Below are 15,514 nucleotides of genomic sequence, written 5' to 3' on the forward strand. Positions count from 1 at the left end.
GATGGCTCGTCGCCTCCGCATCCGGCACGTCACCCGGGTCTCCTACGCCCAGGCCGCGGTCTCCTCGCACAACGAGGTCCGCATGACCCCGCTGACACTGCCCCACCAGACCACCCTGGACTCCCGGGTCACCATCAGCCCGACCGCCACCACCTGGTCGTACTGGGACTACTGGGGCACCCAGGTCACCGGCTTCGACCTCATGGACCCGCACGCCGACCTCACCATCACCGCCTCCAGCCTGGTCGAGACCCACGCCCCGGACTCCCTCCCCCAGCCCCCGACCTGGCCGGAAGTAGCCGCCCACACCGCCCGCTCCCGCCTGCTGGAGTTCGCGGGCGACACCCCTCGTACGACACTCCCCGCCGAGCTGGTGGAGCAGGCACGGGACGCGGCGGCCGGCCTGGACCCGCACGAAACCGCCGCCACCGTCTCGTCCCTGGTCGCCGACCGGGTCGCCTACCTCCCCGGCTCCACCGGAGTGACCACCTCCGCCGCCGAGGCCTGGGAACAGGGCGCGGGCGTCTGCCAGGACATCGCCCACGTCACCCTCGCCCTGCTACGAGGCCTGGGCCTGCCCACCCGCTACGTCTCCGGCTACCTCCACCCCGACCAGGAAGCGGAACTGCACCTGCCGGTCGCCGGCCAGAGCCACGCCTGGGTCGAGTACTGGGCGGGCGACTGGTGCGGCTACGACCCCACCAACCGCACGAGGCCCGACGAGTCCCACGTGGTGGTGGGCCGAGGCCGCGACTACGACGACGTCACCCCGCACAAGGGCGTGTACCGGGGAGTGGCGGGCGGGTTGCCGGAGGTGACGGTGGAGTTCACGCGGGTGGCGTGAGACGGGGGGCGTCAGGCGGGGGCGTCAGGCGGCGTTGTCCCCCTTTCGGCACCGGTTCGGCTCAGCCCCGCCTGGGGCCCGTGATCGCTTCCCCGATCACGAAGCCCTTGGCCGGGCCTTCGGAAACGGTGACGTCGGTGCCGTACGGGACGCGCTGGATGTCCTCCCAGTCGGCCTTGTCGGGACGAGGGCCGGTGAAGAGGGTGACGGCGCCCTGGCCGTCGTAGTCGTCGATGAGGACGTACACAGGAATCCCGGCGCGGGCGTACTCGCGGCGCTTACGGACGCGGTCGCGGTCTTGGTTGCGCCGGCCGGGGGAGACGACTTCGACCACCAGGTGAAGTGCCTTGGCCTGTACTCCCAGGCCGTCCGCATCCGCGTACGGCTCCGCGTCTTCGGGGGCGACAAAGGCGTCGGGGATCCATCCCTTGCGTTTGTGGATGACGTTGGTGTCCTGAAAGCAGGCGTACTCGCCCTCTTCCAGAAACTTGTCCAGCAGCCGGCGCAGTCGATTGATGATCTGCGCGTGGGACAGGCGACCGGTGGGCGACGCCTCGATGGCTCCCTCGATGATCTCAGCGCGGTAGCCCTCGGGGAGTTCCATGGCCTTCCATGCCTGCCACAGGACCTCGTCCAGCTCGGGGCCGTTCTCGGCAAGGGACACGGACTCGGTCCTGGTCTCAGGCATGGTCTCGGGCCTCTCGTGCGCAAGAGCGGTCATGGCGGCATCACCTCCTCAAGTGTGGGCTGGGCGTGCTTGGGGCACAAGCAACGCCATCACGGTAGGTACGGCTATACGGCTGACCAGGGGAAATGCCCCCAGTTCACCCGTTCGAGCGAGGGCGGAACGAGCCCTCGCCCCCACCCAGCTCGAACCACACTCCCTTGGCGAAGCGCCCCGCCCTCTCGGCCGCGACACCCCACGTGTCCGCCATCTCCGCGACGAGCGCGAGCCCTCTCCCCCAGCAGGCAATGGCCCCCGCGGCGGGGTGCGTGACGACGGGTGGGTCGGGGCTCTCGTCGAAGACGCTCACATGGAAGCGGGCCGGGGTGAGGCGGACGCGGAGCATGGCGGTGCCCTTGGTGTGCAGGTGGACGTTGGTGACGAGTTCCGAGGTGCACAGGGCGGCGGGCATGACGAGGAGTTCACGGTCGTGGGTGAAGAGGACGGCACGTACGAAGTCACGGCAGACGCGGGGTGCGGTGGCGTCGGCGGGGGCGAACAGGCTGTATTGGTGGGTGAGTTGGGTGGGTCGGTGAGCAGTGTGGCGGGCTGGGTCCACGGAGGCTCCTGGGTACGAGGGGGGTTGCCCGGCGATGGCGGTGCCCGGGGTGCGGGTGCTCTTTCGGCTTATGGGCAGGGGAGGCTGAGCGGTTTCAGTGCGTAACTGATTCCACACCCAAGGTAGCGATGAACGGTTCTCGCGAGCAACCTGATCGTCAGAATCGGTGGACTAACTACCGGCGACGGGGCAGACTTTGGGCCGATCACCAAGGAGAACCCGTGGGACTGCGCACCACCATCAGCGAACGACAGCGGCGACTCGGCTTCGAACTCAAACAACTGCGCGAACAGGTGGGGTTGACCACCAGTGAAGCCGCCGACCGGATCGGCATGACGCGCGGGCAACTGGGGCACATCGAGGCTGGCCGGACCTCGATCCTCACCGAGCGACTGCTCGACCTCTGCCGTGTTTATGGTTGCTCAGAGGAGCCCTACATCGAGACCTTGGTCTGTCTCTCCGAGTCCAGCGGCCAAGGCTGGTGGCGCGCCTACCGGAAGCACATGGGGCCGGACTCCCTGAACCTGGCCGAGCTCGAATCAGAGGCTGCGGCCATCCGGACGCACGAGCCACTGTTCATCCCGGGCCTCTTCCAGACGGCCGACTACACGCGGGCCATCTTCACCAGCGAGGACCTGGGCTTTGCGAACATCGAGGAGGGGCTGAGGTTCCGTATGGAACGGCAGCACATCCTGACGCGCGAGAACCCCCCGTCCGTGCATGCTGTCATCCACGAGTCCGCGCTGCACATGCGGTTCGGCGGCACGGAGGTCGTACGGAAGCAGTTGCTGCATCTCATCGAGCTGGCGCGCCTGCCGAACGTGACCATCCAGGTCTATCCGTTCACCTCCCAGGCGCACGCGGCTCTCACCGGCAACTTCGCCCATATCATCCCCGCCAACCCGAAGTTGGGCACCGTCGTGGTCGAACAGCTTCTGGGCTCCCACTACTTGGTGCAGCAGCGCCATCTCCGGGAGTACAACTCACTGTTCGACCGGATCGCAAAGAACGCCCTCGCCCCTGTCGACGTATCGTTGGCCCCTGAAACACACTCGGTGAAGGACTCACTCGCCCTCATCCAGCATGTGCTGTACACCCTCTGAGGAGGCACGGATGCCCGAACTGCACTGGCAGAAGTCGTCGTACAGCGGCGGCCCGGAAGGCAACTGCCTCTACGTCGCCACCGCCCCCGACAAAACGATCCGCCTCCGCGAGAGCGACACCCCGGACGTCATCCTGACCACCGCCCCCGCCGGCCTCGCCGCGCTGATCCGGTACGTCACGGACGCCGGCTGACAGGCCCGGCCGTGGAGAGGGCCTACTTCAGCCCGATCTCCTCGCACGCCGCCTCGTAGTCGCTCGTGCAGATGTCGGACACCTTGTAGATGCCGTCCGCGACGACCGTGGACTCGATGTTGGCCTTCGTCAGGGTCACCACCGGCACCAGCTGGGCTGAGATGTTCTTGTCGGTGGGGCTGTCCACCTTGTCGGAGGCGAGGGCGTCGAACTTGATGTCCTTGCCCTGGATCTTCGCCACGGCCATCTCCGCGGCGGCCTCGGCCTCCTGCGCATACGGCTTGTAGACGCTCATGTACTGCTCGCCGGCGACGATCCGCTGCACGGCGGAGAGTTCCGCGTCCTGGCCGGTGATCGGGGGCAGTTCGGAGAGACCCGCGGCTTCCAGGGCCTTGATGATGCCGCCGGCCATGGCGTCGTTGGCGGAGTACACCGCGGCGATGTTGTTCTTGCCGATCTTGTTGAGCGCCTGGGTCATGTTGGACTGGGCCTCCTCCGGACTCCAGCCCTTGGTGTCGAACGACTCGGCGATCGTCACCTTGCCCTCCAGCTCGGAGAGCGCGCCCGCCTTGAACTGCCCGGCGTTCGGGTCGGTGGGCGAACCGTTCATCATGACGATCTTGTCCGAGGTGTCGGCGCGCGGGCCCAGCGCGTCGATGATCGAGCGCCCCTGGACCTCGCCGACCAGCTCGTTGTCGAAGGAGACATACGCGTCGATCGGGCCCTCGGCCAGGCGGTCGTAGGCGATGACGGGGATGCCCGCGTCCTTCGCCTTCTGCACCGTGCCGGCGATGGAGTGCGAGTCGACGGCGTCCAGGAGGATGACGTCGACCTGGTCGTCGATCATCCGCTGCATCTGGCTGGCCTGCTTGTCCGGGTCGGCCTCGCCGTTGGCGTACACCGTCTTGCCCTTGTTCGCGGTGAGGGAGGAGACCTTGGCCTGAATGATGGGGTAGTCGAACTCCTCGTACCGCGTGTTCGTCTTCTCCGGCATCAGCACGCCGACGGTGATGTCGTTCCCCTTGGTCGGGCTCGCCTCGCTGCCCGTCCCGGTCACCCCGAGCGCACCGCAGGCCGCAAGCGAGAGGGTCATCGTGGACGCGGCCACGGATACGGCGATACGACGCATGGGGGAGCTCACTTCTTGGTGCCTTCCGGACGCGGGCGCAGTATTGCGACCCAGGTGTCTGAAAAGACAACGCGTCAGCGTCCCCCAGCGTCAAGCGGAACCACTTAACGAGTGCGCAACGCCACGCTCCGCTTTGCATGTGAAGACATAGCGAAACTTCTCCAAACGCCCGTTACGGACTCTCCATCAAACGCACCCCCTCGGGACGGCAAAGATCCGTACAACCAAGTTCATTCCTCGCGAGTCGTGATCACAGCGGCTGCCTCTGCCGCTCCGATCACCGACCAGAGGACCGAATGAACCCAGCCAGACGCACGACCAGGGCGGCCACGACCGCCGTCGTGCTCGCCACCGCGGGCGGCCTGCTCACCGCTGTCACCGCCCCCGCGTCCGCCGCGACGACCTGCACCTCGCCGGTCTTCAAGCGGCAGTTCTTCGCGAACACCACCTTCTCCGGTACACCGAAGAAAACGGACTGCGACAGCGCCATCGACCAGAACTGGGGCACCGGCGCCCCCGCCTCCGGCCTCCCGTCGAACAACTTCGGCGTCCGCTGGACCGTCACCCGCGACTTCGGCTCCGGCGGCCCCTTCGCCCTGCCCGTCTCCGCACAGGACGGCATCCGCGTCTACCTCGACAACGTCCGCAAGGTCGACCTCTGGAAGAACGTGTCGACCACGGTCAAGAAGACCGTCAACGTCACGATCCCGTCCGGCAGGCACACCCTCCGCGTCGACTTCGTCAACTGGACCGGGACGGCGAACGTCTCCTTCGCCTACACGCCCCGCACCTCGGCCACGGTCGACACGGTCAAGCCGCTCGCCCCGACGGGTGCTTCGGTCACATACGACCAGGCCACCGGCAAGGCGAAGCTCACCTGGGCGAAGAACAAGGAGATGGACCTCGCCGGATACCGCGTCTACCGGCGCCTGAAGGGCACGGCGTTCGGCAGTGCACCCTTGGCGACGACCACGTCCGCGTCGTACACCGACACCACCCTGCCGGTGACCGGCGACGCGTACTACTACGAGGTCCGCGCCCACGACAAGGCCGGCAACACCTCGACGGGGACGGCCGACCAGGGTGTGACCACCGTCGACCGAACCGCGCCCCCCGCACCCACCGGACTGAGCACCGCCTCCGAACCGGAGGGGCTGTGGGTCGGCTGGGGCTCGGTCTCGGGGGCTGCGTCGTACCGGGTGTACCGGGCGACGAGTGCGGAGGGGACGTACACCCGGGTCGGGAGTACGACGAGCCAGGTGTCCTACGTCGATGCCTCGGCAGCCGAGGGCAGCGCCTACTACTACCGGGTGACCGCCCTCGACGCGGCCGGCAACGAGTCCGTACGGTCCGCCGCCGTCAGCGGCAGGCGCGGGGACCTCACCCCGCCGTCCGCCGTGACCGGGGTGACGGTCACGCCGACCGAGTACGGCTTCCATGTGACCTGGGACGCCAATCCGACGCCGGACCTGGCGCGTTACGTGGTGCGCCGCGGCGAGCTGCTCGGGGACGAGGAGGAGCGGATGTGCTCCCTCTACCCGGGCTATTACGTGGGCGCCGAGACCACCTCGTACGCCTACGCCACCGTTCCGGACGGCGAGGAGTCCTGCTTCATCGTCGACGCCGTCGACGACGACGGGAACTCCACGTTCCAGTTGACCGGCGAGGCCCAGATCGTCATCGCGACCGAGCTCGACATGACACCGAGCACGGCGATGCCGGAGGGTCCGGCGGTCACCGCGCCGTAAGTTCTCAGAGGGAAGCCGGGCCCACTCGTCGAGTGGGCCCGGCTTCCCTCTGGTCACACTTGCCGCGCCGTAGCCCGCCCGGAAAACGCGAAGAGGGCCGGGAAATCCCGGCCCTCTCCACGAGTTGGCCTCAGCCGTCAGTCCTGCTGCCGCTTGGGCCGCCACACCACCAGCGCACTCGTCTGCTGGACCTCCTGGTACGGGACCAGGTCGCGGCGGTACGACGCGTGTACCGCCGCCTCCCGCTGGCGCATCGCCGCGGCGGCGCCCTCGAGGGCCGCCTCCATCTCCGCGACGCGGGACTGCAGCGCGGCGACCTGGTTCTCCAGCTCGATGATCCGCTTGATGCCGGCCAGGTTGATGCCTTCGTCCTGCGACAACTGCTGGACGGTGCGCAGCAGTTCGATGTCGCGGGCCGAGTAGCGGCGGCCCCGCCCGGGGGTGCGGTCCGGGGAGACCAGGCCGAGACGGTCGTACTGGCGCAGGGTCTGCGGGTGCAGGCCGGAGAGCTGGGCCGCCACCGAGATGACGTAGACCGGGGTTTCCTCGGTCAGTTCATACGGGTTGCGTCGACGACCGTCCATCTCGATCATGCTCCCTTCGCGGCCTGGAACAGCTCCGCCCGCGGGTCCTCGTCCGCGGTTGCCTCGCGATACGCCTCTAGCGCTTCACGAGCATTCCCCGTCAGGTCCTTCGGAACACTCACCTCGACGGTGACCAACAGGTCGCCGCGGGTGCCGTCCTTGCGGACCGCGCCCTTGCCGCGGGCGCGCATGGTGCGGCCGTTGGGCGTGCCCGGGGGCAGCTTCAGGGTGACGGGAGGACCGCCCAGGGTGGGGACCCTGACCTCGCCGCCCAGTGCCGCCTCCGCGAACGTGACCGGGACCGTCACCGTGAGGTTGTCGCCCTTGCGGCCGAAGACCGGGTGGGCGCCCACGTGCACCGTGACGTACAGGTCGCCCGCCGGGCCGCCGCGCTCGCCGGGTGCGCCCTTGCCGCGCAGCCGGATCCGCTGCCCGTCGGTGACGCCCGCCGGGATGCGGACCTGCATGGTGCGGGAGGACTTGGCCCGGCCGCTGCCCTTGCAGTCGAGGCAGGGGTGCTCGGCGATCAGGCCGCGGCCCTTGCAGTCGGGGCACGGGTCGGTGAGGGAGAAGCCCCCGCCGGTGCCGCGGGCGACCTGACCGGTGCCGACGCAGGTCGGGCACACGCGCGGTGTGCCGTTCTTGTCGCCGGTGCCCGAGCATGCCTTGCAGGGCTGCTGCGAGGACATCCGCAGCGGGACCGTCGCGCCCTCGATCGCCTCGGTGAAGCTGAGGGTGACCTCGGACTCGATGTCCTGGCCGCGCCGGGGCTGCGTACGCGTGCCCGTGCCGGCGCCGCCGCGGTTGAACAGGCCCCCGAAGACGTCACCGATGCCGCCCCCGAAACCGCCGGCGCCTCCCTGGGAGCCGCCGCCCTGGGCGCCGCCTCCGAAGAGGTCACCCAGGTCGAAGTTGAAGGAGCCGCCGCCCGCGCCCGGCCCCGGGCGGAAGCCGCCGTTGCCGAAGAGGGCGCGGGCCTCGTCGTACTCCTTGCGCTTCTTGGGGTCGCCGAGGATGTCGTTCGCCTCGGAGATCTCCTTGAAGCGCTCCTCGGCCCTGGCGTTGCCCTTGTTGGCGTCCGGGTGGAACTCGCGGGCGAGCTTCCGGTACGCCTTCTTGATCTCGGCCTCGGTGGCGTCCTTGGGGACGCCGAGGACCTTGTAGTAGTCCTTCTCGATGAAGTCCTTGGTGCTCATCCTCGACGTCCCTCCTTCCACGTGGGTTCAAGCTCAGCCCTCGTCCGGGCCACCGCTCTCCTTGTCGTCGGCGGCGGAGGCACCCGAGGCACCGGATGACGTCTCCGCCTCGTCGCCCTTGACGGTCTGCGCGCCGGGCTGGGGCTCGGCCACGGCCACCCGCGCGGGGCGGATGGTGCGCTCGCCGAACCGGTACCCGGGCTGCAGAATCGCCACGCACGTCGTCTCCGTGACGTCCGGCGCGTACGAGTGCATCAGAGCCTCGTGGATCGTCGGGTCGAAGGGCTCGCCCTCCTTGCCGAACTGCTGCAGGCCCATCTTCGCCGCGACGGTCTCCAGCGACTCCGCGACGGACTTGAATCCGCCGACGAGTTCGCCGTGGTCCCGCGCACGGCCGATGTCGTCGAGGACCGGCAGGAGCTCGGTCAGGAGGTTCGCGATGGCGATCTCCTTGACCGCGATCCGGTCCCGCTCGACCCGGCGGCGGTAGTTCTGGAACTCGGCCTGGAGCCGCTGGAGGTCCGCGGTGCGCTCGTCGAGCGCCGTGCGTACCTGATCCAGCTGGGCCGTCAGGCCTGCCAACTGTGCTGATGCGTCCCCGGCCGGGGCCGCCCCCTCCCCGGAGGGGGAGGCGGCCTTCGGCTCGGCGTCGTCGGGGGTGGCGCCGGAAGGGACGTCGGGCTTCTCGTCGAAGCCCGGGGTCTCCTCCGTCACGCGGCACCGTCCTTGCGCTCGTCGTCCACGATCTCGGCGTCCACGACGTCGTCGTCGGCCTTGGCCTCGGACGCGCCCTCGGCACCGGCGGTGGCCTGGCCCGCCTGGGCGTCGGCGTACATCGCCTGGCCGAGCTTCTGCGAGACGGCCGCGACCTTCTCGGTGGCGGTACGGATCTCGGCGGTGTCCTCGCCCTTGAGCGCGGCCTTGAGCTCCTCGATCGAGGCCTCGACCTCGGTCTTGATCTCGCCGGGGACCTTGTCCTCGTTGTCCTTGAGGAACTTCTCCGTCTGGTAGACGAGCTGCTCGCCCTGGTTGCGGGTCTCGGCGGCCTCGCGGCGGGCGTGGTCCTCCTCCGCGTACTTCTCGGCCTCCTGGCGCATGCGGTCGACCTCGTCCTTCGGCAGCGAGGAGCCGCCGGTGACGGTCATCTTCTGCTCCTTGCCGGTGCCGAGGTCCTTGGCCGTGACGTGCATGATGCCGTTGGCGTCGATGTCGAAGGCGACCTCGATCTGCGGGACACCGCGCGGGGCCGGCGGCAGACCGGTCAGCTCGAACATCCCGAGCTTCTTGTTGTACGCCGCGATCTCGCGCTCGCCCTGGTAGACCTGGATCTGGACCGAAGGCTGGTTGTCCTCGGCGGTGGTGAAGATCTCGGACCGCTTGGTCGGGATCGTCGTGTTCCGCTCGATCAGCTTGGTCATGATGCCGCCCTTGGTCTCGATACCCAGGGACAGCGGGGTCACGTCGAGGAGCAGGACGTCCTTGACCTCACCCTTGAGGACACCGGCCTGCAGGGCGGCGCCGATGGCGACGACCTCGTCCGGGTTGACGCCCTTGTTGGCGTCCTGGCCGCCGGTGAGCTCCTTGACGAGCTCGGCGACGGCGGGCATCCGGGTGGAGCCACCGACGAGAACGACGTGGTCGATCTCGGAGAGGTTGATGCCGGCGTCCTTGATGACGTTGTGGAACGGCGTCTTGCAGCGCTCCAGCAGGTCGGCCGTCAGCTGCTGGAACTGAGAGCGGGTGAGCTTCTCGTCCAGGTGCAGCGGGCCTTCGGCGGACGCGGTGATGTACGGCAGGTTGATCGAGGTCTCGGTGGACGAGGACAGCTCGATCTTGGCCTTCTCTGCGGCCTCGCGGAGGCGCTGCAGGGCCATCTTGTCCTTGCCGAGGTCCACACCGTGGCCGGACGCGAACTGCTTGACCAGGTAGTCGACGACGCGCTGGTCCCAGTCGTCACCACCGAGGTGGTTGTCGCCGTTGGTGGCCTTCACCTCGACGACGCCGTCGCCGATCTCCAGGAGGGACACGTCGAAGGTGCCGCCACCGAGGTCGAAGACGAGGATCGTCTGGTCGTCCTTGTCGAGGCCGTACGCGAGCGCGGCCGCGGTGGGCTCGTTGACGATACGCAGGACGTTCAGGCCCGCGATCTCGCCGGCCTCCTTCGTCGCCTGGCGCTCGGAGTCGTTGAAGTACGCCGGGACGGTGATGACCGCGTCGGTCACCTTCTCGCCCAGGTAGGCCTCGGCGTCCCGCTTCAGCTTCTGCAGGATGAACGCGGACATCTGCTGCGGGTTGAAGGGCTTCCCGTCCAGCTCGATCTTCCAGTCGGTGCCCATGTGGCGCTTCACCGAGCGGATGGTCCGGTCCACGTTCGTGACCGCCTGGCGCTTGGCCACCTCGCCGACGAGCACCTCACCGTTCTTGGCGAAGGCGACGACGGACGGCGTGGTCCTGGCGCCCTCGGCGTTGGTGATCACGGTGGGCTCGCCGCCCTCCAGAACGCTGACGACGGAGTTAGTCGTGCCCAGGTCGATGCCGACCGCACGTGCCATGGTTGATTCCTCCAGCGATGACTTGAGTGGAACGGACTCAAGTGTGCACGACGCCTCAGCCCTGGTCAACAGACCTGAGTCGTGCGGACTCAACTCTTATCCGTTCCTTACACGCAACCGCCCTGTGACCTGCGGGGATTCCAGGCGCCGAGGACTGCGAGGGGTGTACACCCGGATCCGCAGCAGGGCGATCACGGCGACCAGGGCGCCCGCCGCCACCCAGAACACCCCGGAGTGCGCGACCCATTCCAGATGCACGAGGACCGCGACGAGTACCCCGCCCAACGCCCCGACACCGAGCAGAACCGCCACCCCCTGAGGGGTGAGGCCGAGCCGCCGCAGCCGGTGCGCGAGATGGTCCGGCCCGCCGCGCAGCAGCGGCCGCCCGGCCAGCCGCCGGGAGAGCAGGACGAGGGCGGCGTCCGCGCCCGCGAGGGCCGTCAGCGCGAACAGCACGCCCGCGCTGGACGCCGGTTCGTGCCCGGTCCGGGCGGCCACGGCGGCCGAGGCGAGCACGAACCCGGTGAACAGGGACCCGCACGAACCGAGCCCCACGCGTGCGGGAGGCCAGTTGTGCATCAGGAAGCCGGTCAGCGCGGCGGCCAGCACGCTCAGCAGCGCGGCCAGCCCGTCCAGCACCTCGGCCGCCGCGAGCACCCCCACCCCGAAGGCGGTGACGACCCCCACGGTGCCCGCCAGCGCGTCCGCGTGGTCGAGTGCCCGGAAGCCGACGGCGACGAAGACGATCCAGCAGATCGCCGACAGCCCGCCCGCGATCCCGGTCTCCGCGTACGGCACCACACAGGCCGCCGCGACAGCCGTACCGCCCACCAGGAAGCGCATCTTGACGCGCCGCAGGTCGGCGATCAGACCCAGCGCGGCGACGGCGGTCCCGGCGCAGAGCAGCGTGCCGACGCCGTCCACGAGCGGCGCGAACCCGGTCCACTCCCCGGCCATCGTGACCAGGCAGGTGACGAGCACGACGGCCACTCCGCCGAGCAGCGGGAGCGGGCGCTGCCGGCGCCGGTCGAGGATGCCGAGGCGTAGGGCAGGGACCCGCAGGGCAGCGGTGAGGACGGCGGCGAGGACGAGGGCGATGACGGCGGCGGCGATCCCGTAGAGCACGGATCCAAGCTAAGCCGAATGTCATGATTTGGTATGAATGGCGGGACTGGACCGGCGCGCCGCGTGAGCCGGTCGCCACCGGGTTTACTGAGGTCTGCCTCAGTAGCACAGATCACCGAGCGGCTGACTACATTGCGACACAGGATTGCGGGTACTCTCAGAGGACTGCATAAGTTACCGCTTAGTAATCTCCCGCGAAGACCCCCTCGCAGGCCCGAGGAGCCCGAAATGCAACTCGCCGCGATCATCGTGTCGCTGGTTCTGACCGTGGTCGGCGTCGCGCTGCTCGCACGCGCCATCGGCCAGTTCGTCCGGTACTTCAAACTCGGTCAGCCGCTCCCCGCCGGCGCCCGGACCGACAACCCCTACCAGCGCAGCGTGACGCTGGTGAAGGAGTTCCTCGGTCACACCCGGATGAACCGCTGGGGCATCGTCGGCTTCGCCCACTGGTTCGTGGCGATCGGCTTCCTGACGCTGCCGCCGACCATCATCACCGCCTACGGCCAGCTCTTCGAGGCCGACTGGACGCTCCCGGTGATCGGCGGCTTCCTGCCGTACGAGCTGTACATCGAGTTCATCGCCGCGATGACGACCCTCGGCATCGCCACGCTGATGGTCATCCGCCTGCTGAACCTGCCGTCCCGGCCGGGCCGCAAGTCACGGTTCGCGGGCTCGAAGATGGGTCAGGCGTACTTCGTCGAGTACGTGATCCTCACCATCGGTCTGGCCATCTACGTGCTGCGTGGCCTCGAGGGCGCCATCCACCACGTGGAGCACTACGAGGCCGCGTACTTCGCCTCGTACCCGCTGGTCCTGGCCTTCAAGGGGCTGAGCGTCGGCACGCTCCAGAACCTGATCTACTTCACCGCGATGATCAAGCTGGGCACGACCATGGTCTGGATGATCACGGTCTCGCTCAACACCAACATGGGCGTGGCCTGGCACCGCTTCCTGGCGTTCCCGAACATCTGGTTCAAGCGCAACGCCACCGGCGGGACCGCCCTGGGCGGACTCCAGCCGATGACCTCCGGCGGCAAGCCGATCGACTTCACCGACCCGGGCGACGACGACGTGTTCGGCGTCTCCCAGGTCGAGCAGTACTCCTGGAAGGGCCTGCTGGACTTCTCCACCTGCACCGAGTGCGGGCGTTGCCAGTCCCAGTGCCCGGCCTGGAACACCGGCAAGCCGCTCTCCCCGAAGCTGCTGATCATGTCGCTGCGGGACCACGCCCACGCCAAGGCGCCCTACCTGCTCGCGGGTGGCGGCAAGACCATGGAGGGCGAGGAGAAGGCGTCACAGGAGCAGCTGAAGGACGTCCCGGCCGCCGCTCTCGCGGAGGCCGAGCGCCCCCTCGTCGGCACCGCCGAGGAGAACGGCGTCATCGACCCGGACGTCCTGTGGTCCTGCACCACCTGCGGCGCCTGCGTCGAGCAGTGCCCGGTCGACATCGAGCACGTCGACCACATCGTCGACATGCGCCGCTACCAGGTGATGATCGAGTCCAGCTTCCCCTCCGAGGCGGGCACGATGCTCAAGAACCTGGAGAAGAAGGGCAACCCCTGGGGCCTCGCCAAGAAGCAGCGCCTGGAGTGGCTGAAGGAACTCGACTTCGAGGTGCCGGTCGTCGGCAAGGACATCGAGGACCTCTCCGAGGTCGAGTACCTGTACTGGGTCGGCTGCGCGGGCGCGCTGGAAGACCGCGCCAAGAAGACCACGAAGGCCTTCGCGGAACTCCTCCACATGGCGGGCGTCAAGTTCGCGATCATGGGCGGCGACGAGAAGTGCACGGGTGACTCGGCGCGGCGCCTCGGCAACGAGCCGCTGTTCCAGGAGCTCGGCATGGAGAACGTCTCCGCGCTGAACCTGGCGTTCGGCGAGGAGATGGACGACGAGGGCAACTTCACCGAGGAGTCGAAGAAGCCCAAGTCGGCGAAGAAGATCGTCGCCACCTGCCCGCACTGCCTGAACACCCTCGGCAACGAGTACCCGCAGCTCGGCGGCGACTACGAGGTCATCCACCACACCCAGCTGCTCCAGCACCTGATCGACGAGGGCAAGCTGGTCCCGGTGACGCCGGTCGAGGGCCTCATCACCTACCACGACCCCTGCTACCTGGGCCGCCACAACAAGATCTACACGCCCCCGCGCGAGATCATGACGGCCGTCCCGGGCCTGCGCCAGCAGGAGATGCACCGCCACAAGGAGCGCGGCTTCTGCTGCGGCGCCGGTGGCGCGCGGATGTGGATGGAGGAGCGGATCGGCAAGCGCATCAACAACGAGCGTGTCGACGAGGCCCTTTCCCTCAACCCGGACATCGTCTCCACGGCCTGCCCGTTCTGCCTCGTCATGCTGACCGACTCGGTCAACGGCAAGAAGAACGACGGCAAGGCCAAGGAGTCCATCCAGGTCGTCGACGTCGCCCAGCTGCTCCTGGACTCCGTCAGGACGCCGGTGGACGACGAGCCCCCGGCGGGCGACACGGACGCCGAGAGCGAGCCGGAGCCGCAGCCGGTGAAGTAGCCGGTTCCGCAGGTGCGTTGAAACGCCCCCATGTCCCGACCGGACATGGGGGCGTCGTCGTACGCGGTCCCGTCACCGAAGGCTGCGGATCGACGTGAGGATGTACACGACCAGGACGAGGAAGAAGCTCCCCCCGGCGAAGAGCAGTTCCGCAAGCCGCGGTTCCTCCCCCAGCAGAAGCGGGCGCCAGCCGAGGAACACGGCCGCGGCCAGAGCCGCCCGGACCGTCTGCGCGAGTGGGGACCAGGCCAGCTTCTGCAGATCGTCGGCGTCGGCGACCAGGCTGAACACGGGCGTCAGAACGCCGCCGAAGACCACCGCGAGGAGGATGAAGGCGAACAGCATCGCGCCGCCCAACTCGCTGTCCGGGAAAGCCTTCCAGCGCCCCTCGGCGATCGTCGGCAGGTCCCTGCCCTCGTGGACGAACCCGCCGAGCCGCGTCGCGGACCGGGCCCACAGGACGTCGACCTCACTCCCCTTGCGGGGCTTCTCGGAGGTGTACGCGCCCTTCACGGTGAGCCGTTCGGGCCCTCCGGCCACGGACACGACGAGGCGCGACGAGTAACCCTGTACGACGTCCTCGTCGTCCACGTCCGTCCGAACCGCCGTCGGCTTCTCCACGACCGTCGCGGCACTGACCTCGGCGCCGGCGTCCCGCAGCGTCTCGGCCCTGCCTCCCGCCTCCGAGCCGGTCAGCAGCGCGACGAAGAACGCGCCCGAGGAGAACGCCACGAGCATCCAGACGGCGGCGGTGCGGAGTTTGGTCCAGATCTCGTGCCCCTGGAAGGAGAGTTCGTGGACGTCGTCCCAGTCGTCCCGGCGGCGGTCCGCACTCCCCTCCTTGCTCAGTGAGACGCCGCCCAGAAGCCGCCAACGCCCGTGCCACCAGGCAACCGCGGCGGGCACCCGCAACACCCACAGCGCCAGCGCCCGCACCACCGCACACCCCGCCGCGACGGCGCCCCACACCAGCGGCCCGTTCCACGGCTGGGGCGTGGGCGCGACGCCGAGCAGCCACGTACAGGCCACCGCGGTGGCCACCCAGCCCGCCAGCGCACACAGCCGTACGACCCAGACCAGCACCCAGAACAACACAGAGTGCATGAGCGCCCTCCCCCCGACTCCCCCAAACCGAACAACCGCATCATCACGCGTCCGGCGTCACATGCAACCTCTTGGCCACCATCAGCCAAATCACCACCGGCACCCCGCACCCCGGCACACCTGCCCCTCGACA

At 68.7% G+C, this 15,514-nt stretch carries 13 protein-coding genes and 1 pseudogene; 5 read left to right on the forward strand and 9 right to left on the reverse strand.

Annotation, left to right across the window (positions count from 1 at the left end; all coding sequences use genetic code 11):
* Position 1 precedes the first annotated feature (1 nt).
* The gene (locus tag KUM49_RS45370; protein WP_217242843.1) at positions 2–844 is read left to right on the forward strand and encodes a transglutaminase family protein; all 843 of its coding nucleotides are present in this window, start codon (positions 2–4) and stop codon (positions 842–844) included.
* Positions 845–905: 61 nt separating this feature from the next.
* On the opposite strand, the gene KUM49_RS45375 is transcribed toward KUM49_RS45370, so the two are convergent.
* Both KUM49_RS45375 and KUM49_RS45380 read right to left on the reverse strand, forming a co-directional pair.
* Entirely contained in the window at positions 906–1,565 is a 660-nt protein-coding gene (locus KUM49_RS45375) for a Uma2 family endonuclease (RefSeq protein ID WP_217242844.1), read from the reverse strand.
* 103 nt (positions 1,566–1,668) lie between these two features.
* Positions 1,669–2,127: an ATP-binding protein gene (locus KUM49_RS45380; protein ID WP_217242845.1), complete on the reverse strand. Its 459-nt coding sequence runs from the start codon at positions 2,125–2,127 to the stop codon at positions 1,669–1,671.
* A gap of 221 nt (positions 2,128–2,348) precedes the next feature.
* Between KUM49_RS45380 and KUM49_RS45385 the strand changes: the two genes are divergently transcribed.
* Positions 2,349–3,230 carry a helix-turn-helix transcriptional regulator gene (locus KUM49_RS45385; RefSeq protein WP_217242846.1) on the forward strand — a complete coding sequence of 294 codons (882 nt, stop codon included), beginning with the start codon at positions 2,349–2,351 and terminating at the stop codon, positions 3,228–3,230.
* Between the two features lie 10 nt (positions 3,231–3,240).
* Complete coding sequence (locus KUM49_RS45390; RefSeq protein ID WP_217242847.1) at positions 3,241–3,423, forward strand: DUF397 domain-containing protein; 183 nt, start codon at positions 3,241–3,243, stop codon at positions 3,421–3,423.
* Between the two features lie 22 nt (positions 3,424–3,445).
* Here KUM49_RS45390 and KUM49_RS45395 read toward each other — a convergent pair whose 3' ends face one another.
* Positions 3,446–4,552, reverse strand: a complete 1,107-nt coding sequence (locus KUM49_RS45395; protein ID WP_217242848.1) for a sugar ABC transporter substrate-binding protein — start codon at positions 4,550–4,552, stop codon at positions 3,446–3,448.
* A gap of 296 nt (positions 4,553–4,848) precedes the next feature.
* Between KUM49_RS45395 and KUM49_RS50990 the strand changes: the two are divergent.
* Positions 4,849–5,674, forward strand: a pseudogene (locus KUM49_RS50990) (PA14 domain-containing protein); the annotation flags it as partial.
* Between the two features lie 763 nt (positions 5,675–6,437).
* Here the strand turns inward: KUM49_RS50990 and KUM49_RS45405 are convergent.
* From KUM49_RS45405 to KUM49_RS45425, 5 genes are all read right to left on the reverse strand, one after another.
* Positions 6,438–6,884, reverse strand: a complete 447-nt coding sequence (locus KUM49_RS45405) for a heat shock protein transcriptional repressor HspR (protein ID WP_217242850.1) — start codon at positions 6,882–6,884, stop codon at positions 6,438–6,440.
* Positions 6,885–6,889: 5 nt separating this feature from the next.
* Positions 6,890–8,080, reverse strand: coding sequence for a molecular chaperone DnaJ (gene dnaJ / locus KUM49_RS45410; RefSeq protein WP_217242851.1), 1,191 nt, complete (start codon positions 8,078–8,080; stop codon positions 6,890–6,892).
* A 33-nt stretch (positions 8,081–8,113) separates the two neighbouring features.
* A complete protein-coding gene (gene grpE / locus KUM49_RS45415; protein ID WP_217242852.1) occupies positions 8,114–8,794 on the reverse strand; it encodes a nucleotide exchange factor GrpE in 681 nt (226 codons plus the stop codon).
* Positions 8,791–10,632, reverse strand: a complete 1,842-nt coding sequence (gene dnaK, locus KUM49_RS45420; protein ID WP_217242853.1) for a molecular chaperone DnaK — start codon at positions 10,630–10,632, stop codon at positions 8,791–8,793. The genes grpE and dnaK overlap by 4 nt, the downstream gene beginning before the upstream one ends.
* 96 nt (positions 10,633–10,728) lie before the next feature.
* Complete coding sequence (locus KUM49_RS45425; RefSeq protein WP_217242854.1) at positions 10,729–11,757, reverse strand: MraY family glycosyltransferase; 1,029 nt, start codon at positions 11,755–11,757, stop codon at positions 10,729–10,731.
* A gap of 228 nt (positions 11,758–11,985) precedes the next feature.
* Here KUM49_RS45425 and KUM49_RS45430 point away from each other — a divergent pair, with 228 nt between their 5' ends.
* Complete coding sequence (locus KUM49_RS45430) at positions 11,986–14,277, forward strand: heterodisulfide reductase-related iron-sulfur binding cluster (protein ID WP_217242855.1); 2,292 nt, start codon at positions 11,986–11,988, stop codon at positions 14,275–14,277.
* 72 nt (positions 14,278–14,349) lie between these two features.
* On the opposite strand, the gene KUM49_RS45435 is transcribed toward KUM49_RS45430, so the two are convergent.
* Positions 14,350–15,381, reverse strand: a complete 1,032-nt coding sequence (locus tag KUM49_RS45435; RefSeq protein WP_217242856.1) for a hypothetical protein — start codon at positions 15,379–15,381, stop codon at positions 14,350–14,352.
* Between the last annotated feature and the right edge of the window lie 133 nt (positions 15,382–15,514).

This window comes from Streptomyces sp. AC555_RSS877 (assembly GCF_019049245.1).
GTDB lineage: Bacteria > Actinomycetota > Actinomycetes > Streptomycetales > Streptomycetaceae > Streptomyces.